Below are 20,934 nucleotides of genomic sequence, written 5' to 3' on the forward strand. Positions count from 1 at the left end.
TTCTCTAAACGATGGGAAAATCCTCCTTTATTCTTTTGCATGAGAAAAGACGCGCCTTGCGGGACGCGTCTCTTTAACTCCCTAATTTCATTATTTTAGTCTGAGGCGAGGGGTATCTTCGGACTCAGCGAACTTGCGTATGTCTTTTTGAGTCTGAACCTGGAGCAACTTTGGACTCTGCAACCTGGTTTTTCTGGTTTTGAGTCTGAACCCGGTGCAACTTCGGACTCTGCGACCTGGTTTTTCTGGTTTTGAGTCGGAACCTGGTGCAACTTTGGACTCTGCAACCTGGTTTTTCTGGTTTTGATTCTGAACCCGGTGTAACTTCGGACTCTGCGACCTGGTTTTTCTGGTTTTGAGTCGGAACCCGGAGCAACTTCGGACTCTGCGACCTGGTTTTTCTGGTTTTGAGTCGGAACCCTGAGCAACTTCGGACTCTGCGACCTGGTTTTTCTAGTTTTGAGTCGGAACCTCGAGCAACTTCGGACTCTGCGACCTGGTTTTTCTGGTTTTGAGTCGGAACCCGGAGCAACTTCGGACTCTGCGACCTGGTTTTTCTAGTTTTGAGTCTGAACCCGGAGCAACTTCGGACACTGCGACCTGGTTTTTCTGGTTTTGTGTCGGAACCCGGTGCAACTTCGGACACTGCGACCAGTTTTTCTAATTCTGAGTCCGAACCCAAGCCACCTCCTACTCAACAACCACCCATTACCCCTTTCAACTCCAATACTGCACCATGCTAAATCATCAAGATCTCCCGTATATCCTCTACCGTCAGACTTCCTGCTGCACTTTCATTTGAATCGATGATTTCCCCGATCAGGTTTTTCTTTTTATCCTGCAGTTCATTCATCTTTTCTTCGATGGTGCCTCTCGATAATAATTTTATAACCTGGACGGTGTTTTTCTGTCCTATGCGGTGGGCCCGGTCGGCTGCCTGTTCCTCAACGGCAGGGTTCCACCACAGATCGTATAAGATGACGGTATCAGCACCAGTCAGATTGAGGCCTGTACCGCCTGCCTTCAATGAAATCAGGAAAAAATCGCGCTCCCCCTCATTATACCGGCGGCAGATTTCCACCCGGTCCCCCGAAGGTGTCTGTCCATCCAGGTAAAAAAACGGCAAATCCATAAGGGCCAGTTCTCTGCCAATAAGGTCCAGCATTTTAGTGAATTGTGAAAAGATCAGAACACGTCTGCCAGACAACCTGGATTCTTCAATAATTCTCTTCAGCTGTTCAAATTTTGCTGAACTCCCTTTATATCCATCCACAAACAAAGCAGGGTGGCAGCAAATCTGGCGAAGCCTCGTCAAACCGGCAAGGATTCTTATGCGGTTCTTTCTGATTGTGTCTTTATTTAAATGCTTTAAGGTATCTTCTCTCAGTTTTGCCAGGTATGCAGCATAGAGCTTCTTTTGATCAGGCAGCAATTCAGACGAATCAATCAGCTCCATCTTTTCAGGCAGCTCTGAAAGAACATCTTCTTTCAGCCTCCTGAGCATGAAGGGGCGAACTCTTCTGGCAATCATCTTCCTTGTTAAATTACCGTAATCCTTTAGCCCGCCAAACAATTCAGGGAAGACAACATGAAAAATAGACCACAGCTCTTCTGCTGAGTTTTCAACGGGTGTGCCTGTTAATGCAAACCGATATTTCGCTTTGATTTTCTTTACTGCTCTCGCTGTTTGGGTAACCGGATTTTTAAATACCTGTGCTTCGTCGAAAAATGCTGTGTGAAATTCCTGCATTTCATACCACTTTATATCTTTCAGCACCAGCGGATAGGATGTAATCACCACATTAACGCCGGTTAAATCCTTCTGAAGCTCAGCCCTTTCTTTTTGATTTCCATCGATGACAATTGCCTGAATGTCCGGAGTGAACTTCGTCAGTTCGCTTAACCAGTTGTACGTCAAGGATGAAGGGCACACAATAAGGGCAGGGCGGGTACTTTCCCGAATATCCTTAAGCTCAGACTGAACAAAAGCGATGCTTTGCAGTGTCTTCCCAAGTCCCATATCATCAGCCAAAATGCCGCCAAATCCATAATGCGCCATTGTCTTTAACCATTTATATCCACTTTTCTGGTATTCCCTTAAAATAGAATCCAGGTTTTCCGGCACAGAAATCTGCAGGCATGATGGATCCTCAAGCTCCGCCAAAAACGTCCTAAATGATTCCTCATGACAGAACACTTCCTGAACACCAGATGCGTCCAGCATTCTAAGACCAGATACAACCGGCATGTCCAAACCGCTTTCCAGATCCTCTGCCTGCTCGGGCACAGCTTTCAAGAAACGCTGGATTTCCTCAAATTCCCTTGTTTCCAAAGAAAGGAGCGCACCATTTTTCAGGCGATAGAATTTTCGTTTCTCCTCAAGTGCAACTAATACATCCCGTATCTCCTGTTCAGCTATGCCGGTCAATTCAAACTTGAATTCCAGCCAATTGGTCCGCTCTTTTTTCATTTTTATCCGTATCTGCGGTTTGGCATTCTCCCTGAAAATCCGGTTTCTGACAGCCGTAGTCGCATATATTTTCACCAGTTTCTGCAGTTTAGGGACAACATGATAAAGGAATTCATATTCCAGCTCTTCATTCTGAAGAAAATAGCCGCCATCCGTCTTGGCAAAAGAGCTTTCCTCCATAAGCAGAAGGATCTCATCCTCTAATGCCACATCTCTAATTATTCGCGTGCCTCCCTTTGGCTCTCTGCTCTCCAGCGGATTGATCACGATATTTTCATAATGAAATTCAATTCCTGCCAGCAGCCGGTTACGCAGACGGTCCAGGTACAGCTTGGCAGTCAAAGGCGTTTTCATAAACCTGTGTGACATGTCTTCAGAAATATGGACATCCCCCAGTTTTCTTAATCCAGGAACCACTTTTTCCAGAAACATCTCCATTTGTTCAGCAGCTATAGGGATTTTGTTTTTTCCGGCAGCCTCAAGCATCTGTGTTAAATCATACAGACGCTTACCTTCATCTTTCCTGAGGGTGATGAATTTTCCGCCGGATAGAACCGCACTATACGAATCCAGGATCAGCAGCCGATCCAGTCCTTTAACATGTAAATAACAATGATTTTTTGTTTCGGCCAGTTCAAATCGCAGTGGCAGCCGGTCCTCTGAAAAAGTCATCCGATCAAATGTTTTTCCTGTTATTTCAAGCTTTACTTTTTCAGCAAACGCCAAAGCAGGCTTCAGCCGTTCCCAGGATGATGGAGGGATTAAGAGCATATGCTTCGATGCTGTATAATCAAAATCATCCATTAAAGCATTGATATAGATAGATTCATCGTGTATTACCTGTATCAGCTGCTGAAGGACTGCATCCGCTTCCGGAGGGAAACAATGCAGGGCGGGATCATAGGAAAAAGAAAGTGATAATAGGCTTGGTTTCCCCTCTTTAACTGAATGGAGAAATTGACGGATATCCAAGACAGCCATTGGGCCGATGGAAATTTTAATGGCAAACAAATAATGCCCTTTTCCCAAATGAACAGGCAGACACGTAAACTCAGGCTGGAGGACTTGCCTGTTTTCAAAATGAAGCTGGTGTCCGCTTGACCTTCCCGGCTGTTCACTGAAAAGTGTCATAAGGCTATCAGTTAAGGCGTGTTCATGAGAAGCTTCAAGGCTTCCAGCTGATAGGGCTGGCAATCTATATTGCTGCATATCATGAATTGCCAGCAGTACAGCCGCAGCATGCTGGCACTCTTTATCAAATGATGCAAGCTTGGGACAGCTGCATGTAGTTTTAAACCCATTACTTGAAGTTTTCTCTACTTCAACATAAAACTCTTCACCAGCAGATACCGTTGCCTTACATATATCACCATTGTATTTATTTATCGTTACTTTATCATTCCTGAAAAACGCGTCCCCTCTTTTGAAGGAGACAGTACCGCACATTTCTTTTATCATTTTGTGAGTCAATTTAATATCCACAAATGTTCTCCTTCCGGGAAAATCTATACCAAAATTGTATCATAATCAACTGCCTAAATTCATTTTAATACAACACAAAAAGGGGGAGCATATCCCCCTTTTGAATCATCAATTATTTAAGTTCCCCTTCCAGCCGGATAATCCATTTATAAAATACCACCACTAATAGAAGGAGAATTGGGTCAAGTATTGCCGCATGCCATAATCTCCACCAGCCATAGTTAAAATACCCCCAGGGTTCCGGCAATAAGGCGATGACTTCATATAGCAAAATGGCCACGACACAAAAAAAGATATAAGAAAAACGTTTAATAAGATCTCCTTTAAAAGGATACCAGTTCAGAAACATCATATTCACCGGGGGCACCAGCGCAATGTGCGCCAAGAGCCCTGGCCAATTTGGCTCCTTGTCAAAGTACCAATATCCCCAATATTTAAACTCGATCATAACATCAAATATCAGCTGAAGGGATATTGTGAATGTCCATATATGTAAAATTTGGTTTTTCGACAAACGCTTATTTGTTTTAAAGGCAAAAAGATTAAAAAGAATGGTGGCTGCCAGCAGTCCAATCATAGCAAAATCCTTTTTATTTGTTAATGTCTCTTAAGCGGCTTTTTTTATTCTTGATTTGGTAACATTAATCATACTAACTGTGATTAAAAGGAGAATTTAATGGAGCCCTCATTACTTTCAATGTTTCTTCCGGCTATTCAGCAGCTTCCTGATGACAGGCCGCTGACAAGGGATCAATTGATTACCCGGGATTTTTTAATAAGTAAGAATGGAGATTTAGAAATATATTTTGCCCCGCACAATGAATATATCAATAATGATGCGAAAATTGTCATTGTCGGAATTACTCCTGGATGGAGCCAAATGAGGATTGCCTTTGAATCATTCATGAAAGAACTGACAGCAGAAAAGAAGCTCGACAAAATTTTGGAAGAAACCAAGGAAACTGCCAGTTTTGCCGGAGGGATGAGGAGAAATTTAATAAGCATGCTGGATCAATGCGGCTTACAGGATGCCCTTGGCATAGATAGCTCTGCTGCGCTTTTCGAACGAAATAGAGAACTCCTGCACACCACTTCCGTAGTAAAGTACCCTGTTTTCTACCGGGGCAAAAATTATACCGGACACCAGCCTGATCTATTAAAAACAGAAATTCTTGCTGAGTACGCAACAAAAGAATTCCCGGAAGAGCTGAGACTAATTAATAGTCATGCACTCATTATTCCGCTGGGGAAAACCGTTGAAAGGATTCTCCGTCACCTGTACACAGCCAATAAGCTTGCAGGACATGCCATTTTATTTGGCTTCCCGCATCCTTCAGGTGCAAATGGACACAGGGCTAAGCAGTTTGAGCAGAACAAATATGCTATGACCGGAATCATTAGAAAGTGGGGAGAACAGCTATAATCAAAGAGTCTATTTCCTTCTTTAAACCACAAAAAAACTGCTTAAACCCATTTTAGAGGTTAAGCAGCCGCTTTCTTAAGGCTGTTTCTCAAGTGCCAATTTAATGCCAAATCCCATTAAAACCGCACCAGAAACTCCTTGGATCACATTATTAACAGCAGGTTTTTTCAGCCAGGCCCTGAAAAAGTCAATCAAATATACATAGAAAAAGAACCAAATGATTGTTATAAGACTATATAGTAAGCCCATGACGAGAAATTGCGCAAAGTGATTCCCTTCAGTGCTTAAAAATTGAGGAAAAAAAGTTAAAAAGAATACAGCCACTTTTGGGTTGGACACACAAGTGAAAAACCCTTGAAGAAAATGTGATTTGTTCTTCTTTTGCTTTCTCTCCATGTCAGCCGGTTCTTGTTTATTCGATAGAGACTTTAACGAAACGATGCCCAAATAAATAAGATATATCGCACCAGCATACTTAATAAAAGAAAAAATGTATGCAGACTTTACAATTAATGCCGATAAGCCAAAAACTACAGCCATTGTATGGACCATCAGCCCGGCGACAGATCCGAACATCGTTTTAATGCCGCTTTTTTTCCCGCTTGAAATCGTGTTTTGAATCAGTATTCCTGTATCGGGTCCCGGCAAAATGACGAGCAGAAACGACATAAACAGAAATAATAGCAAATTCTCCATATCACACCCACCTGATAAAAATTTTAAGAATATTATATCAGTTTTCATGAAATTTCCAATAAAAAAGAGCAGTTTCCATAAAGGAAAATCTGCTCTAATCATCTTATGCTTTTACTTTTTCTAATCTTGCTTCCACTTCTGCCTCCGAAAGGCCGTGCTCAGCAATATAACGGTTCCGGGGATGCGTGCGGCATTCATCAGAACAGCTGCGCATATATTTGTGCTCGTTTTCTTCAGAGCAAAGGATTTTTTTATTGCAGGCAGGATTTGCACAATTGACGTAGCGCTCACAAGGCTCGCCTGAAAAATAGTCCTTACCTACGATTACATGCTCCTTTTGGTTAACCGGAACGCCAATGCGATCATCGAAAACATAAAGCTGGCCATCCCAGAGCTGACCCTGTACCTCTGGGTCTTTTCCATATGTGACAATTCCTCCATGAAGCTGGGCTACATCTTCAAAGCCTTCTTTTACAAGCCAGCCGGAGAACTTTTCACAGCGGATGCCGCCTGTGCAATACGTAATGATCTTTTTATCGCCAAGCAATTCTTTATTTTCACGGACCCAGTTTGGCAGATCGCGGAAGTTTTCAATATCCGGCCTGATTGCTCCTCTAAAGTGTCCAAGATCATATTCATAATCATTTCGTGCATCCAGCACAATCGTGTCTTCATCCTGAAGTCTTTCGTAGAACTCTTTTGGCTCAAGGTATTTGCCAGTAATCTCGTTCGGGTTCACATCGTCTTCAAGGCGAAGTGTTACAAGCTCAGGGCGTGCACGGACCTTCATCTTAGGAAATGCATGTCCATCTGCTTCATCTATTTTGAAAACCATCTCCGCAAAGCGCGGATCCTGCTTCATCGCTTCCATATAGCGGTCGGTCTGTTCCACTGGTCCGGATACAGTCCCATTAATTCCTTCATTCGCAACAAGAATACGCCCTTTAAGGCCCAGCTCATTGCAGAATGCTTTATGCTCCCTTGCGAACTCTTCAGGGTCCTCAATTGGAACATACATGTAGTAAAGTAATACTCTGTACGGTTTTTGACTCATTTGTATTTCCACCTATCACTTAATATTTGCAAGATATATCTGTTAATAGGTTAAAACAATATATACTTACCTAGATAAGTATAACAGATGATGTCAAGTTTCAAAATTTTCGGAGAGCGAAAGATTTATGGAATCTAATTCAATTCCCATGTAAACCACTTTCCATGTCCTTCTGTTTGGCCGGCCAGTTTCTTGTATTCTGCGGCATGCAAATAATAATCAAGATGCAGATTCCGGTCCTGGATATTATTATAAATATGAAAGATATCCCTCATGCGTCCGCTTGCTTTTATTTTTGCAAGCAGATTCTCTTTTACTTCTGACGGCATTTGATTGGCCACGTGTGTGTGGAATACACAGATTGAATGTTCTTCAGGTATACCTTCAATCAAACCTGGCAAAAGCTCAACACCATCTCCTTCTATAAGGGATATTGGGTTTTCCCTAACACATTGGGCAGCTTTTCCGAATAGAGTTCTTCTCTCCTCATGTTCAGGCCAGATAAGTGATTTCAGCCACAAAAAATCTTCCCCGATATTCAAGTCAATTATATGAAGATCAATCCCAATTCTTGAAGCAACCGGCGGCATTTCTTCAGGAAAAATCGGGACTTGGCTTCCCTTGATTTCAGAGGATAAATGAACGTTCGCGTATAATTTCCCGTATGTTTCTCCTGTTCCATAAGAGTAGCTGTATTTATCCCAAAGAAGCTGCAGGCCGGCGCTAGTCCCTATCTCAATCAGGGCCAGCGGCTTTTTGGTTTGCTGGTAAATATAAGCGAATACCGGGTATAGGTAAGCACAGCGCCTTACTTCATTCGTCTGAACTATTCTTGTTTGTATTATCTCTTTAATTTCTTGTGAATACAGCCTGCAGAAATATTTAAAGCTTTGGAAGGAATCTTGAGGGTTTCTTGGATCCTCCACTATACTTGGATAGAATTCCTTAAGTACATGCTCTTTCCCTTCTAACAGCAGATAATGAATGGCTCCAAAAAACAAATTTGGCACAGGCTGGCCGTCTCTCGCCTCAGATGCCAAAACCAGCAATTCCTCATCCTCTGCAATTTTATTAGATAAAAATTCATAAAGGTTACTGGATCCTCGGCATTCATATTGTCCAAAAGTCTTGAATTTCGATGATAGGTTAGGTATTAACATTTTCATCACCTCCGAGACGAACGTAAGTATCTGTGTTCCAATGATTTGAACCTGTTTTTCTCTTACCGGTCCATCCGGCTTTTTGAAGCTCCCACGCAATTAACAGGTTAAAAAAACCGTGTCCCGCGAGAACAGCAGAATGATGTTCTTTTGCAATTGAGGTTAATAATAATGATGCTTGCTTTGCCCGCAGCTTTGCATCCCTATATGATTCACACCCCTGCGAATAGCCGCATAGCCAAAGTAATCTTAATACCAGTGCCCAGGTTTTGGGCCTTAATTTCAGTCCCGGCAAATTAATGGCAGGAATGGGCAATTCAGCTTCTCTGAATAATCGGTCTGTTCGTATCTTTGCGAAGGGGTTTAAGCATTTAGCGGACTCGATAGACCTCTTCAGATTACTCGTAAGTATAAAAGTTTCTAAAACCCCTTTTTCCAGAGCATCTGAAGGACAAACTTCATCTTCAAGAATCCCTAAACGGTTATACGTTTCAACCCATTTCTTAAATTCACGGCTATTCAGGCGGTGATCTTCTATATGCGCTGACCTGCCATGTCTGATAAGTGTTATTTCCATATTAAAACCCCAAAATTTATATATTTTTATCCTTTATGGATAATTTAATTAACATGGAGGTGAAGACCATGCGGGAACAAGAATATCCAAATGTAAAACTCGGCGGCAAAAAGGTGCACGAAAAGGGAAATGGCGGAGACCAGGTGCGCGGACATGAAAAGGAAAATAAAAACGGCACATTTAATACAAATCTAAAATCTGATCTATAGCCAAAATAACGGGACACCCCCATATTGAATGGCGGGTGTCTTTGAAAAATATCTAGGCCCAATCCCTTTTTCTAATGGTGTAATGGAAAAACTGTCCTCCATCAATCTCTATTTCGCCAGCAAGCTTAAAGCCGCATTTTTGCAGAACTTTATTGGAACTGGCATTGCTGGTTAATGCAACAGCATTTAGTGTTTCAAGAGCCGTTTTTTCAAAAAGAAAACCTATTAGCCCTTTTGCTGCAAGGGTGGAATAACCTTTATTCCGGCAGTGCTTGGAGATGGCATAGCCAATTTCCCTGTTCGGTTCCCGCAATTCATCCTTTATACCTGTATTGCAAAAGCCAATAAATTCTCCAGTTTCCTTTAAAATGATTCCCAAATTCAAAAAGCCGGCATCTTTCAGATCTGGCATTGAAGACTTGAATGTTTCATTTGCCGGAATTTCATAATTCTTCATCCAGCCCACCCGCTGCTCAAGCGTAGCCTGTGCACCGGGAATAAACTCATAAACTTCCGGCTGGGAAGTAATTTCATAGAGTGCCTGGACGTCCTCTATCCGGTATTCCCTTAGTATTACTTCACCGCAATCAATTATGATTTCTTTTTTCATTTTTTCATCTCCAATTGCGTAAACATCCAGTGTGTGTTCTTCAATCAAATCTATGTTTCTTTCATTTTTAACATATTCCAAAATATGTTCTTTCATATTAGGATACAACACTATATTGGCCAGTTCAGAAAGCGGCACCCACCTAACGCCTGCTTGGTTAGGGTCCGGGGCTGAAGGCATTTTAGGCAATGAGTCTTCCCTTAACTGGCATTCAAACATTAAGCCCAGTGAATGTATCTGTCCATACCTAAATTCATTTAGATGAGGGGCATATTCATAAACGAACGCCAATGGGCCGACCGTCACATCTACAGATGCCTCTTCTTTTGCTTCCCTTTTTACTGCATCAATTACTGATTCTTTGGGTTTAACCCCTCCTGCAGGCAAATTGTAATGAAGGCCTCTCTCATCCTGAAACTCAATCAGCAGAATTGAATTATTTTCTATAATTACTGCACCTGCTCTGACTCTAATATGATAGGTCATTCGCTCTCAGCTGCCTCCTAAAATAACTTTCTGCATTTAATAATAAAAGCAGCGGGTATAGCTCTCGCCTTTTCATAGGAATACCATTGATTGGCATGCCGCTGAACATCTTGCTCAGTAAGACTTACATCTTCAATTACCCTCTCAATCACAAACCCGTTTTCAATTAATAGATTGATATATGTACTTAATTTATATTGCTGCATAATGGCAGGCTGGTTCCATGCAATGTGCTGATAGGGGCCTTCTTCATGATAGGATTTATCCATAATTAATACTCCATTTTCAGCCTTAATCCGGTTATACAAGGGATGCTCCCAGCTGAAAATAAACATCCCGCCTGATTTAAGATAGGAATGAACGTTTTTCAGCGTCTCTTCTAAATTCGTGGTCCAGCCAATCGCATAAATGGAAAAAACGGCATCGAAATAATCAGCAGGGATCCCGGGATTTTGTTCCATCGGGGATTCAACCAGCTTTACTCTTGAGGAGGAATTTTTCAAAAGTTCCTTGGCAGCATCGATTTGTCGGGACGATAAATCCAATCCCCATAATTCACCTGCTCCCCGCTGGTCCAAATACTTTAGGGAATGCCCGCTGCCGCAGCCAATCTCCAGCATCTTTAAACTGCTCACATCTCCAAACAAGTGAAGGTCATCTTCAGTTGGCGCCAATGGTCCATATTCAGGCAGCGGATTGCGACCATAAAACCTTTTAGCCGCTTCATCCCAGCTTTTCTTATTTAATTCCAGTGTTTCATTAATCATAAATAACTCCTTTAAACCAAAAAATAGTAAAGCTCTTCCTCTCCCCATATCTCTCCGGTGGGGGAAAATCCGAAGTTTATATAAAGTATCCTTGCGTGTTGATTATCTTTATGAACCGTTAAGCGGATTTCCTCGCATTTTGGAAATTTAGTTTTTATCCAGCTGATCATCACGGCTAATGCTGCACGGCCATAGCCCCTGCCCTGATACTTCTGATCAATAAAAAAACCGTTTATCCAATACATATTAACTGTATCCGGTTCATAGGCATGCATGATGAAACCAACCATTTTATCATTGTCATAGATTGAGAATGGAATATACTCTACTGCATCCCCATCTGGTTTAATATAAACCTTGGCAAGTGATACAGCCGCTGAGGGAACGAAATCACGCTGCCATTCTTTTACCTTCATCTGTATGGCTTCTTCCCAGTTGTCTCTTGTGACGGGTTTTAACTTAATGGTCATTAGCCTCAGCCTCTCTTACAATTTCCTGTTTTTCTCACCATCATAAATAATGATGCTTACATAAGCGGCCTCTCCATTTTCAACATGGTTTTTAATTTGTGACACATCGATCTCTTTCTCAATCCGGATGAGCATTACCTCGTTAGGGAGCAATTTAACGTTAGCAGGTTCACCGCTGTTCATCAGTGAAAGCATCTTTACATCCTCTTCAAATAAATATCTGTCATAAAAGCCGATAGTAAAAGACACTTCTTCATTGCTGTAATTTTCAAATGGCAGCTCACACTTTCCCTTCAAAGTATCTTCACCAATCATTACAAACTTACATTGACTTTCATCTTTTATATAGGAAACGGCATTGATGCCATTGGCCAGCGTTTTTTGATAAGCCTCTGCCAGAGAAGGAGGCAGAAGGGAAACGATGATGATAACGGCAAAAAATGATCGTAAATGATATTTTTCGAGTGAACGATGAAGCAAGACCATACCCAGCAAAAGTAAAAGAAGAATAAAAATCCCTGTATAATGAATTCCATCCGCTGAATTAATTGGAATATTTAATATCATAACCCCTGCTTCACCTAGTGGATTTTCATGCAGAAAAGGGAAGTTTAATGCCATGGAAATAACGATTAAGACAGTTGATGTCAAAAAGAGCTTTTTATTTTTAATCAAGGCAGATCCTCCTTTACTTCTTTTCTGAGGATCCAAACGATGCCCCAAAAGCAACTCCCATAGCAATGCCCAAAGCCCAATTTTCAAAAAGCATTCCAAAAACTAAACCCAGCGACAGACCATAGGCCATTCCGCTTCCTGAAAAACCCCAGTTCATTTTTCTCATCCATTAAACCGCCTTTAAATGTTTTACCTTATATACGAACTATTGGACCTTTAGTTTCATATTTTTGGAAAAAGGCAGGGGGTTATCTTCTCACCTCTGATCTGCCAGCTGTCTTTTTAACACCCGGATTTGCCCGCGATGGCTGATTTCATCCTCCATAACGTGATACCAGAACCAATAGTTGTTGAAAGAGACTCCATTGTTCCACTTTCCTTCTTCATATAGCCAGCTATCCTGTTTGGATGCTAAAAGGTTTAACGTTTTCTCTCTAATTGCTGATAGTTCCTCCAAGTAAAATTCTAGAGAATGATGATTAATTTCATTCCTTGCTTTCTCACCTAATTCATACGCAGCGGCCCATCTTGAATATTCTTCATCGTTAAGATCTCTATTTTCAAAAGTAATGATTTGGTGAACATATTCAACAAAAGCAATATGCTTCAAAAGTGATCCTATTGAATTACTGTTTTCATCAGGAAGAAAATCCAGCTCATTCTGTGTCAAGCAAGCAACATCATTAAGAGTCACAGACCTGGCATGTTCAAGCATTGACACAAGTTCTCCAATTTTTTCATCGTAACCTTTCACATGTTTAATTCGATAATCTATCACTTTTAAATTCTCCATTCTTCTTTTTTCAGGGAAAAGACTGCCGGGATGGCAGTCTTTAACATTATGCTATCGTATCAAGCAGCTCAATATCTAAATCCTCAATATTCTCCCAGCTATGATGGATTTCTAGGTGCCACTCATTTTTCAGCCGATTGTATCCCTTTTCTTCAATCCAGCTGTGCAATTCCCTATAGGAATTTCCAATCTCATCATTAGGTCCTTTGTGCCGGATAGAGGCATATTTTTGCGGTGGAATTTCTAATGAGAACATTCCATCAGGAACTCCGATAAATTCCTTCACCTCAATGCCAATCCAATAGCCGTCTTCTTCAGGAGAGTCTTCCTCCACTTTAAAAGCACCAACAAGCCGGTCTGGATTTACAGCTCCCTTAATTTCTGTAAGGCGTTCCGTAAATAAAATAATAGCCCGTGGAATTTCAGCCAGGTACTGATCCGGCGGGCATAAGACGCGGATCCCTATTAGCCTCAAACTTCCGCGTTCTGTCTCAGCAGCCCGCAAAATCAATTCAGACATCCTTTCACTCCTTATTAAGCAATGGGCAATGCCAGTTCTCTAAACCTCTCAGCTGCTTTTTGGATATCTGTGTCAAAGCCCATTTCGTTCATTGTTTCACCGATCAGCACAATGGCCCTTTCAAGCATGTCTTCAGTCGTATTCCCCATATGGCCGATTCGGAATGCTTTCCCCGCAAGATGAGCCAGGGCACCGGCAACAATAACACCTTTTTTCGCAAGAGAGGCCCGGAATTCAGCATCATCCATACCTTCAGGGTAAAGGATACAGCTGAGAGTAGCTGCAGCGGCATTTTCATCAGCAATTGCCTTCATTCCATATTCAGCAAGCGCAGATCGGACAGCTTTTCCAAATGCTTCATGGCGCTGGTAGCGATTGTCCATTCCTTCAGCCAGGACGAGTTTCATGCCCTCATCATAGGCATAAATCAAATTAACAGGCGGCGTTGCAAAGTACTTTTGGGGGTCATGCATAATTGGAATCCAATTATAGATATCGCAATAGTAGGCAGGGACCCGTTCCATTTGTTCCCTGGCAGCCAGTGCTGTCCCATTGAATGCCACAACAGCGAGTCCTGGCGGGACACCGATCGCCTTCTGTGAGCCTGTCAAAACGACATCAATCTTCCCTTCGCCATATGACTTGCTCATATCCTCCTCCATTGCAGCTGTTGCACAGACCCCATCCAAAATGACAAGAGCCCCGTGCTTTTTAATGATAGGCACTAATGTATCCAAGTCAGCCGCAACACCGGTTGACGTATCCGCATGGGTTATCGTCACAGCTTTATAGGAATGAGATGCAAGTTTTTCCTCAACGGCTGCGGGGTCCACCTGCTTACCCCATTCGGATTGAATAATATCTGCCTGGATTCCGAACGCCTTTGCTAAGTGCTGAAAACGATCACCAAAGAAGCCCTGACTTATAATTAAAAGCCTTTCTCCAGCTGCAACCGTGTTGACCAGAGCCATTTCCATTGCAATCGTCCCGGAGCCGGAGATTACAAATACCTCCCCATCCGTCTTCAGCATCTCCCTGGTCTTCTCAATCGCACTTTTATAAACAGCGGCAAACCTTGGATCCGTATGCCCCCTAGTCTCTTGTGCCATCGCCTCATAAATCGAATCCACAACAGGCGTCGGCCCTGGAATCAAAAGCATTTCCTCGTTTGGCATGAATATTCCTCCTTGATAGGTTTATAGATATCTAAATGTTTCGACATTTGATTTTAAAAACCTTTATTCTTATTATCAATTGATATTAATTCATATTTTCTGTTCTTATATCCCCCGGTGTGGGGAAGTTCCAAAGAGTTGAGTATTCGTGTAGCAACAGTAATAGATTCTATTTGAAGAAAACTTCTAAGTTCCCTGTTTGTTATCCTGGTTCCAAATATCAAACTATAATCTTTAATGGCATTAATGTGGGCCTCTTTGCAATTTCTCCTGCATTCTTTACAATGCCAAGTCCGCTTTACCCTTATCATAGGCAAAAGGTTGCAGTTAGGACAAAAAACACCAGTTGCGACATCTTCCTTATTGATTTGAAATCTATCTAAAATAGATGATCCTGATCTAACACTTGCCTTCTTTAAGAGTCGGATTGATTTCTTAAGTTGTTTTTCAGAGATTTGATTCTCGGAGATATTTGTTTCAATTTGTATTATTTTTGATGGCAGTACTTCTTTATGGATGACTTTTTGACTGAGGTTTACATTTGGGGGAATTGATTTAATTCCAGTATGAGGATTAGTGATTACAACTTTTGAAAAAATAGGTAACTGTCCAAGACCATTTTCAGCAAACCATTTTTTTAGCTGGTTTTCCTGACGATTCACTTGAACAATGGGACACGGAAAAACACTTTCTTCCCCATCCTTATTGCGAAATAGCTGATTATAAATTGTATCAAAATGGAGAATGCCAGATATATTTTTCACCTCTAAAATTAAAGCGAACTTTAGGGACAATATTAATGTATCCATTTGAAAATACCGGTTCGCATCAGGCAAACGAAGATCGTGCAGAATATAATAACGCTTATCGTTTAAAAATCCCAAAGGAAAATCAAGAGAAGTCTCACCTTTGAATCCAGCTTTCCGTTTACTGATTTCTTCTTTTATTAGGGGTATTTTTGGATGGTGAGGTGGCAGCCTGCGAAGAAGAGCTTCTAATTTGAGAATCACAAGAGGAATTTCACGCTGTTTTACAATCATTTTTTCACTCCAATCTACATTAATCTTGATTAGATTTCTACTTATTGAGAAAAATCCCTTCTTTTTATTCATTATGATGGATTTATTTTCGGATAAGTATTTTTACTTGTTCATAAGGACCTTTTTCTTTCTTATGTATGAATTTACTTTCGTATAAGCTCTTTTTATTTTCGTTTAGCTTTCGTTTATCTTACTTGAACAAAAAAAGACAGGGCCCTCGCCCCGTCCTTCTCAACCTCAATGATGAAAATTAGTCCCGTCCGTTGTCGCTTCAATAATACCCGCCCGGATCACGAAGTCGCCAAAATGCTCGCCGTCCTGACGTTCACGGGCGTAGCGCGGCAGGATGACGCGCAGCTCGTTCAGGATTTCTTCTTCCCCGATATTTTCGCGGTACATTTTGCTGAGGCGGCTTCCGTCAAAGGCTGCCCCGAGATACATATTGTACTTGCCAACCGCCTTGCCGATAAAGCCGATTTCTCCGAGTGCGTGACGCGCGCAGCCGTTCGGGCAGCCGGTCATGCGGATCGTGATTTCTTCATTCCGCAAGCCCGCCTCATCAGCGATTTCATCAATTTTATCGATCAATCCTGGCAGATAGCGTTCAGCCTCAGCCATCGCCAAACCGCAGGTCGGCAGAGCCACACAGGCCATGGATCCACGGCGCAGCGCACTGTAGCGGCTTCCGTCTGTTAAGCCATATTTTTCAATCAGCGACTCAATCGCAGCTTTATCTTCGTCAGCCACACTGCCGATAATCAGGTTCTGATTGGCCGTCAGCCTGAAATCGCCTTTATGAACCTTGGCGATCTCCCGCAATGCTGTTTTAAGCTTATAATCTTCGAAGTCTGCCACACGGCCTCCTTCTATGAACATCGTAAAATGCCATTTTCCGCGGACACCCTTTACCCATCCATAGCGGTCACCGTTGGAATCAAACTTGAATCCGCGTGCTTCCTCCAGCTTCCAGCCTAAGCGGTTTTCCAGCTCTTCAATAACAGTCTCCAGCCCGAGGCGGTCAACCGTATATTTAAATCGTGCATTTTTCCGGACGGAGCGGTTTCCGTAATCCCGCTGAATCGTAATAGTCTTTTCAGCCACTTCGTAGATTTTATCTGGCGTCACAAAGCCAATTACCTTCGAAAGCTGCGGGTATGTGGCTTTATCTCCATGAGAGAAGCCCATTCCTCCGCCAATTGCCACGTTAAAGCCTGCCAGCTTGCCATCTTCAACTATCGCTATAAAGCCGAGATCCTGTGAAAAGACATCAATATCATTGGAAGGCGGTACAGCGATCCCAATCTTAAATTTCCGCGGCAAATAAAGCGGGCCATACATCGGCTCAATCTCTTCATCCACTTCTGGAGAGCCGGCTACTTTTTCTTCATCCAGCCAAATTTCATGATAGGCACGTGTGCGGGGCAGAAGATCGTCACTTAGCATCTTCGCCAGCTCATACACTTCCTCATGAATTTCAGATTGATCGGGATTGGAGATGCACATGACATTCCGGTTCACATCTCCGCATGCTGCGATCGTATCAAGCATCGTTGAATGAATGGCCTGGATGGTCTTTTTCATATTCCATTTCAGGATTCCATGCATCTGGAAGGTCTGGCGTGTTGTTAATTTGAGAGTGCTGTTGCCATACTTCTCAGCCAGGTCATCCACGACTAGCCATTGCTTTGGTGATGCGACACCTCCGGGAAGACGCAGGCGGAGCATAAACTGATAAGCCGGCTCAAGTTTCTGCTTCTGGCGTTCATTCCTGAGATCCCGGTCATCCTGCAGATAGCTGCCGTGGTGCTTCATTAGTCTGTTATCATCATCCGGAATACCGGCGCTGATCCGATCCTGCATAACTTCCGCCAGCGTTCCGCGCAAAAAGTTGCTTCGATCCTTAATTCCCTCAACATCACTGGGAGGTCCGTCCGGTGCTTTTAATTTTGGGTTTACCATGCTGAAAAACTCCTTTCCTTCCAAATCAATATACGTCGCGCTGGTAGCGTTTATTTTTCTGCATATCGGCAAGATATTCCGCAGCCTGTTCGCGGCTCATACCGCCTTCTTTTTCAATAATATCTATGAGTGTGTTATGGACATCATGCGCCATGTTTTTCTCATCGCCGCAGATGTAGACTGCCGCACCTTGCTCGAGCCACTGGAATAGTTCCCTGCTGTTTTCCTGCATTCTATGCTGGACATAAACCTTCTCATCATCATCACGGGAAAAAGCGACATCCAGCTTCGATAAGACTCCATCCATTAGCCACTTTTGCCATTCAGTCTGATATAGAAAATCGGTTACAAAATGCTGGTCGCCGAAGAATAGCCAGGACTTCCCTTCCGCGCCGTTTTCTTCACGCTCCTGCATAAAGGATCGGAACGGTGCAATTCCTGTTCCGGGACCAACCATAATAATTGGTGTTTCCGGATTTTCAGGCAGTTTAAAGTTTTCATTGTGCTGAATAAATACCGGCAGTGTATCACCAGGCTGGAGGCGCTCTGCACATAGAATCGAGCAGACCCCTTTACGTTCACGGCCATGGGCGTCATAGCGGACTGCACCGATAGTTAAGTGTACTTCATCAGGATTTGCTTCAAAACTGCTGGAAATAGAATAAAGACGCGCAGGAATCTTACGCAGTATAGAGACAAACTCTTGTGCCGAACTGCTCCATGGCTTAAAATCACGGACTAAATCGATTAAATCGCGGCCATCGATATAGGATTTCAATCGGCTGCTGTCTAATGCAAGCTGGTGCAGCTCTTCATTACCGGAAAGCTTTGCAGCCTTTTCTACAAGCGGCTTGGTCAGGACAGTAATCTCAAAGTGAGACGAAAGTGCTTCTTTTAATTTTACTGTTTCCTCCTTCACTCTGACTGCTTCCTCAGGATCCCAGTTCATCTCAGCTAAAAGCAGGTTAACCAATTCAGGATCGTTCTCAGGGTATACTCCCAGGCTGTCACCAGGCTGATACGTCAGTCCTGAACCCTCTAACGAAATCTCTAGATGACGTGTTTCTTTATTGGAGCCGCGGCCATTGAGCTTAATATTCTCCAGCACTTCTGCACGGAACGGATTCGATCGGGAATAAAGTGACTCGGCAGGTGCTGAAGCTGAAACTGAAGCGGCTGAAGGAGAAGGACTGCTGCTTTCCCCATCGCTCAAGCCGGCTAATACAGCTTCCGCCCACACTGCTGCAGGCTCTTCGAAATCAAGATCACAATCTACCCTTGGTGTTATTCTCGTTCCGCCAAGCTCCTCGAGACGTTTATCAAAATCCTTCCCAGTCTGGCAGAAGAATTCATATGAGCTGTCGCCAAGAGATAAAACTGAGTAACGGAAGTCTTCAAGTTTTGGAGCTCTTTTTCCGTGAATGAATTCATGGAATGTTAATGCATTATCCGGAGGGTCTCCCTCACCATGAGTACTGACGACAATTAACAGGTTTTTGACCTTTTTAAGATTATTAGGCTTAAAGTCACTCATTGCTGAAACGTTTACTTGAAAACCTCTCTCCTCAAGCGTTTTCCCGGCTTTTTTTGCCAGATTCTGCGCATTCCCGGTTTGTGATCCAAATAAAATGGTCACTTCCTTTGGAATAGCCGGCGCCGCTGCCGGTGCGGGACGCTCTTCCACTGCAGGGGCAGCCTGCAAAGTTGAGGACTGTATCGCGGCAAGATACCCGCTCAGCCAGAGGGATTGAGTCTCTGTCAGAGTCGGGAGAAGACGATTCAGGAGCTCTGTCTGCTCCTGGTTAAACGGACTGTTCATTACCTGAAGTTGCAACATGATCCACCTCGCAAACCAGCAAGTAGGGCTGGTTTATTCTTATTTTTTTAAAATTCTTCTTTTCCTATAAAAAAAGTCGGGTTTATAATTAAAAAAATATATATCTAATACTTTACCGAATGATTTAGCATTAGTAAAATAAATATTAATTATCATAACTATTAATATTATTAATTACAAAAGGGTGATATTTTGCATTATGATGCGTTAAAAACATTCGTAACCTTGGCTGAGGTGAAGAATTTTACAAAGACGGCTGAGCTCCTTCTCATGTCGCAGCCCAGTGTCAGCATGCACGTAAAAAATCTGGAAAAGGAATTTCAGACAAAACTTTTTCAGCGTTCACCAAAATACTTGAAGATTACGCCCAGCGGTGAAATATTATATGACCGGGCCAAGCAGATGATTACCATTTATGAGCAAACCAGGCAGGAAATTTTAGATCAGCAGCATACCATTAAAGGGGATTTGAAAATTGCGGCCAGTTTCACAATAGGGGAATACATCCTTCCTCCCCTTCTTCTTGACCTGCAGAATGAATATCCTGAACTGAATCTCCAGATTACGATCGCCAACACGGAGGAAGTTGTCCTGTCGACCCGCTCCCATCATGTCGATATCGGCTTAATTGAGGGCCAGACAAATGAAAAAGAGCTTATCGTGACTCCTTTTTTAGAGGATGAATTATTTATTGTGACCTCCAACCAGCATCCATTGGCACAAAAAGAAGAAGCAACCATTGCTGATCTCCAGGATCAGGCCTGGATCATGAGGGAAAACGGCTCAGGAACCCGGGAATATTTTAACCATGTGGTCAGATCAAATGGCCTTAAGGTGAAATCACTCCTGACGATCTCAAGCAACCAGGGAATAAAAGAAACACTCATCAATGGGCTGGGAATGAGCATTCTTTCCGGAAGCGTAGTCGCAAGAGACGTCAAACAAAACAACCTGTGTATCATCAAGGTGAAAAGTCAGGAATTCAAACGCACTCTGTCCTATGTACTTTCTCCCATAATGCAGGAAAAAAGGAATGTCAGCATTTTTATCGAAGCTCTCAGCGAAAGATGGCATCATAAATAATGGCGCTGAGACGGAGGTTACCTCGGGCTTGGACTCAAAAATGGAAAAACCTGATCGCTGTGTCCGAAGCTGCTCCAGGTTCTGACTCTACATTGGAAAAACCTGACCGCTGTGTCCGATGTTGCTTCAGGTTCGGACTCATCATAGAAAAACCTGATCGCTGTGTCCGAAGCTGCTCCAGGTTAAGACTCATCATTAGAAAAACCTGACCGCTGTGTCCGAAGTTGCTCCAGGTTCAGACTCTACATTGGAAAAACCTGACCGCTGTGTCCGAAGTTGCTCCAGGTTCAGACTCTACATTGGTAAAACTTGATCGCTGTGTCCGAAGTTGCTTCAGGTTCAGACTCTACATTGGTAAAACTTGATCGCTGTGTCCGAAGTTGCTTCAGGTTCGGACTCTACATTGGAAAAACCTGATCGCTGTGTACGAAGTTGCTCCAGGTTCGGA

20 protein-coding genes and 1 pseudogene are annotated in these 20,934 nt (G+C 42.8%); 3 read left to right on the plus strand and 18 right to left on the minus strand.

All coding sequences use genetic code 11. The features are described 5' to 3' along the window. Nucleotides 1-739: 739 nt before the first annotated feature. Together CE058_RS05895 and CE058_RS05900 are read right to left on the minus strand one after the other, a co-directional pair. A complete protein-coding gene (locus CE058_RS05895; RefSeq protein WP_163141055.1) occupies nt 740-3,952 on the minus strand; it encodes a DEAD/DEAH box helicase in 3,213 nt (1,070 codons plus the stop codon). A gap of 112 nt (nt 3,953-4,064) precedes the next feature. Then, entirely contained in the window at nt 4,065-4,529 is a 465-nt protein-coding gene (locus CE058_RS05900) for a hypothetical protein (protein ID WP_163141058.1), read from the minus strand. Between the two features lie 99 nt (nt 4,530-4,628). Here CE058_RS05900 and CE058_RS05905 point away from each other — a divergent pair, with 99 nt between their 5' ends. Further along, entirely contained in the window at nt 4,629-5,375 is a 747-nt protein-coding gene (locus tag CE058_RS05905) for a uracil-DNA glycosylase family protein (protein ID WP_163141061.1), read from the plus strand. A gap of 75 nt (nt 5,376-5,450) precedes the next feature. On the opposite strand, the gene CE058_RS05910 is transcribed toward CE058_RS05905, so the two are convergent. The 4 genes from CE058_RS05910 to CE058_RS05925 form a co-directional block, all read right to left on the minus strand. Further along, nucleotides 5,451-6,071: a LysE family translocator gene (locus CE058_RS05910; RefSeq protein WP_163141064.1), complete on the minus strand. Its 621-nt coding sequence runs from the start codon at nt 6,069-6,071 to the stop codon at nt 5,451-5,453. A 103-nt stretch (nt 6,072-6,174) separates the two neighbouring features. Continuing rightward, nucleotides 6,175-7,125, minus strand: coding sequence for an oxygen-dependent tRNA uridine(34) hydroxylase TrhO (gene trhO / locus CE058_RS05915; RefSeq protein ID WP_163141067.1), 951 nt, complete (start codon nt 7,123-7,125; stop codon nt 6,175-6,177). Nucleotides 7,126-7,259: 134 nt separating this feature from the next. Continuing rightward, the gene (locus CE058_RS05920; RefSeq protein WP_163141070.1) at nt 7,260-8,285 is read right to left on the minus strand and encodes a DUF2332 domain-containing protein; all 1,026 of its coding nucleotides are present in this window, start codon (nt 8,283-8,285) and stop codon (nt 7,260-7,262) included. Further along, complete coding sequence (locus tag CE058_RS05925; RefSeq protein ID WP_163141073.1) at nt 8,272-8,862, minus strand: histidine phosphatase family protein; 591 nt, start codon at nt 8,860-8,862, stop codon at nt 8,272-8,274. Before CE058_RS05925 ends, CE058_RS05920 begins: the two co-directional genes overlap by 14 nt. Before the next feature lie 68 nt (nt 8,863-8,930). Between CE058_RS05925 and CE058_RS24700 the strand changes: the two genes are divergently transcribed. Further along, entirely contained in the window at nt 8,931-9,071 is a 141-nt protein-coding gene (locus tag CE058_RS24700; RefSeq protein WP_197249416.1) for a hypothetical protein, read from the plus strand. 52 nt (nt 9,072-9,123) lie between these two features. Here the strand turns inward: CE058_RS24700 and CE058_RS24705 are convergent, their stop codons facing one another. From CE058_RS24705 to CE058_RS05975, 12 genes and pseudogenes are all read right to left on the minus strand, one after another. Then, complete coding sequence (locus CE058_RS24705) at nt 9,124-9,681, minus strand: GNAT family N-acetyltransferase (protein WP_204260519.1); 558 nt, start codon at nt 9,679-9,681, stop codon at nt 9,124-9,126. A gap of 12 nt (nt 9,682-9,693) precedes the next feature. After that, a pseudogene (locus CE058_RS24710) lies at nt 9,694-10,167 on the minus strand (NUDIX domain-containing protein); the annotation flags it as partial. 17 nt (nt 10,168-10,184) lie between these two features. Further along, nucleotides 10,185-10,934 carry a class I SAM-dependent methyltransferase gene (locus tag CE058_RS05935; protein WP_163141079.1) on the minus strand — a complete coding sequence of 250 codons (750 nt, stop codon included), beginning with the start codon at nt 10,932-10,934 and terminating at the stop codon, nt 10,185-10,187. A gap of 11 nt (nt 10,935-10,945) precedes the next feature. Further along, the gene (locus tag CE058_RS05940; protein ID WP_163141082.1) at nt 10,946-11,404 is read right to left on the minus strand and encodes a GNAT family N-acetyltransferase; all 459 of its coding nucleotides are present in this window, start codon (nt 11,402-11,404) and stop codon (nt 10,946-10,948) included. 15 nt (nt 11,405-11,419) lie between these two features. Continuing rightward, nucleotides 11,420-12,079, minus strand: a complete 660-nt coding sequence (locus CE058_RS05945; protein WP_163141085.1) for a hypothetical protein — start codon at nt 12,077-12,079, stop codon at nt 11,420-11,422. A 13-nt stretch (nt 12,080-12,092) separates the two neighbouring features. Further along, nucleotides 12,093-12,245, minus strand: coding sequence for a glycine zipper domain-containing protein (locus tag CE058_RS24715; RefSeq protein WP_197206184.1), 153 nt, complete (start codon nt 12,243-12,245; stop codon nt 12,093-12,095). A 90-nt stretch (nt 12,246-12,335) separates the two neighbouring features. Next, the gene (locus CE058_RS05950) at nt 12,336-12,857 is read right to left on the minus strand and encodes a DinB family protein (protein WP_163141088.1); all 522 of its coding nucleotides are present in this window, start codon (nt 12,855-12,857) and stop codon (nt 12,336-12,338) included. Nucleotides 12,858-12,918: 61 nt separating this feature from the next. Beyond that, complete coding sequence (locus CE058_RS05955; protein ID WP_163141091.1) at nt 12,919-13,392, minus strand: GyrI-like domain-containing protein; 474 nt, start codon at nt 13,390-13,392, stop codon at nt 12,919-12,921. A 14-nt stretch (nt 13,393-13,406) separates the two neighbouring features. Beyond that, the gene (locus CE058_RS05960; RefSeq protein WP_163141094.1) at nt 13,407-14,567 is read right to left on the minus strand and encodes a pyridoxal-phosphate-dependent aminotransferase family protein; all 1,161 of its coding nucleotides are present in this window, start codon (nt 14,565-14,567) and stop codon (nt 13,407-13,409) included. Between the two features lie 53 nt (nt 14,568-14,620). Beyond that, nucleotides 14,621-15,607, minus strand: a complete 987-nt coding sequence (locus CE058_RS05965) for a nuclease-related domain-containing protein (protein ID WP_048009962.1) — start codon at nt 15,605-15,607, stop codon at nt 14,621-14,623. Nucleotides 15,608-15,844: 237 nt separating this feature from the next. Beyond that, the gene (gene cysI, locus CE058_RS05970) at nt 15,845-17,566 is read right to left on the minus strand and encodes an assimilatory sulfite reductase (NADPH) hemoprotein subunit (RefSeq protein ID WP_163141097.1); all 1,722 of its coding nucleotides are present in this window, start codon (nt 17,564-17,566) and stop codon (nt 15,845-15,847) included. Nucleotides 17,567-17,591: 25 nt separating this feature from the next. Continuing rightward, on the minus strand, nt 17,592-19,400 hold the full coding sequence (locus tag CE058_RS05975) for an assimilatory sulfite reductase (NADPH) flavoprotein subunit (RefSeq protein ID WP_163141100.1): 1,809 nt from the start codon (nt 19,398-19,400) through the stop codon (nt 17,592-17,594). A 195-nt stretch (nt 19,401-19,595) separates the two neighbouring features. Between CE058_RS05975 and CE058_RS05980 the strand changes: the two genes are divergently transcribed. Then, nucleotides 19,596-20,486 (plus strand): LysR family transcriptional regulator, encoded by an 891-nt coding sequence (locus CE058_RS05980; protein ID WP_048009959.1) that lies wholly within the window; start codon nt 19,596-19,598, stop codon nt 20,484-20,486. Nucleotides 20,487-20,934 lie beyond the last annotated feature (448 nt).

Source organism: Bacillus sp. 22-7 (assembly GCF_010628845.1).
In the GTDB taxonomy this organism is placed as follows: Bacteria; Bacillota; Bacilli; order Bacillales; family Cytobacillaceae; genus Cytobacillus; species Cytobacillus firmus_B.

Excerpts from the sequence above, each read along its gene's own strand:
- CE058_RS05900 (WP_163141058.1), bottom strand. The coding sequence starts at position 4,529 with ATGATTGGACTGCTGGCAGCCACCATTCTTTTTAATCTTTTTGCCTTT.
- CE058_RS05905 (WP_163141061.1), top strand. The coding sequence starts at position 4,629 with ATGGAGCCCTCATTACTTTCAATGTTTCTTCCGGCTATTCAGCAGCTT.
- CE058_RS05910 (WP_163141064.1), bottom strand. The coding sequence starts at position 6,071 with ATGGAGAATTTGCTATTATTTCTGTTTATGTCGTTTCTGCTCGTCATT.
- trhO (WP_163141067.1), bottom strand. The coding sequence starts at position 7,125 with ATGAGTCAAAAACCGTACAGAGTATTACTTTACTACATGTATGTTCCA.
- CE058_RS05920 (WP_163141070.1), bottom strand. The coding sequence starts at position 8,285 with ATGTTAATACCTAACCTATCATCGAAATTCAAGACTTTTGGACAATAT.
- CE058_RS05925 (WP_163141073.1), bottom strand. The coding sequence starts at position 8,862 with ATGGAAATAACACTTATCAGACATGGCAGGTCAGCGCATATAGAAGAT.
- CE058_RS24700 (WP_197249416.1), top strand. The coding sequence starts at position 8,931 with ATGCGGGAACAAGAATATCCAAATGTAAAACTCGGCGGCAAAAAGGTG.
- CE058_RS24705 (WP_204260519.1), bottom strand. The coding sequence starts at position 9,681 with ATGAAAAAAGAAATCATAATTGATTGCGGTGAAGTAATACTAAGGGAA.
- CE058_RS05935 (WP_163141079.1), bottom strand. The coding sequence starts at position 10,934 with ATGATTAATGAAACACTGGAATTAAATAAGAAAAGCTGGGATGAAGCG.
- CE058_RS05940 (WP_163141082.1), bottom strand. The coding sequence starts at position 11,404 with ATGACCATTAAGTTAAAACCCGTCACAAGAGACAACTGGGAAGAAGCC.
- CE058_RS24715 (WP_197206184.1), bottom strand. The coding sequence starts at position 12,245 with ATGAGAAAAATGAACTGGGGTTTTTCAGGAAGCGGAATGGCCTATGGT.
- CE058_RS05955 (WP_163141091.1), bottom strand. The coding sequence starts at position 13,392 with ATGTCTGAATTGATTTTGCGGGCTGCTGAGACAGAACGCGGAAGTTTG.
- CE058_RS05960 (WP_163141094.1), bottom strand. The coding sequence starts at position 14,567 with ATGCCAAACGAGGAAATGCTTTTGATTCCAGGGCCGACGCCTGTTGTG.
- CE058_RS05965 (WP_048009962.1), bottom strand. The coding sequence starts at position 15,607 with ATGATTGTAAAACAGCGTGAAATTCCTCTTGTGATTCTCAAATTAGAA.
- cysI (WP_163141097.1), bottom strand. The coding sequence starts at position 17,566 with ATGGTAAACCCAAAATTAAAAGCACCGGACGGACCTCCCAGTGATGTT.